This is a genomic window from Oleiphilus sp. HI0066 (genome assembly GCF_001635725.1).
Genome location: NZ_LWFH01001706.1, coordinates 1 through 506, shown reverse-complemented (window position 1 = coordinate 506; position 506 = coordinate 1). Strand labels below are relative to the sequence as shown.

The 506-nt window shown below is 45.5% G+C and carries 1 protein-coding gene; it reads right to left on the bottom strand.

All coding sequences use genetic code 11. The features are described from left to right. Positions 1–487: alcohol dehydrogenase catalytic domain-containing protein (locus A3738_RS26720; RefSeq protein WP_156504527.1), on the bottom strand; the 487-nt coding region annotated here is incomplete at its 3' end. Between the last annotated feature and the right edge of the window lie 19 nt (positions 488–506).

The window sequence follows — 506 nt, the reverse complement described above, 5'->3', positions numbered from 1 at the left end:
CCAACTGAATGGCATACACCCCCAAGCCGCCTGATGCACCATTGATTAAGACTCTCGAGCCTTGAGTTAGACCACCGATGTCTCGCAACGCGACTAGGCTAGTCAGAGCGCCCAAGGGCAATGCCGCTGACTGCTCAAAGCTCAATCCATCTGGTATGAGCGCGATATAGTCTTCACTTACTGAAATGTATTCCTGATGTGCCTTTACGCCCTTCATCAAGTTCACGTAGCCAAACACCTTATTACCTTGTTTGAACTTACCACATCCCTCTACCACGATACCTGAAAACTCAATACCCGTTTTCACCGGATAATTGCTGCCCAGTATCTTAAGTAAAAAGTCATACTTCCCCTGAATATTTTCGGCATCCAATTGATTGACGGAAGCGCAGACGACCTTAACCAGGAGCTCATTGCCTTTTGTTTTTGGCAATCTCAAACCCTCTTTAAGGCTGATACTTTTATTCTCCACAACAAGCGCTTTCATCTGTTCTCCTTTATATTCA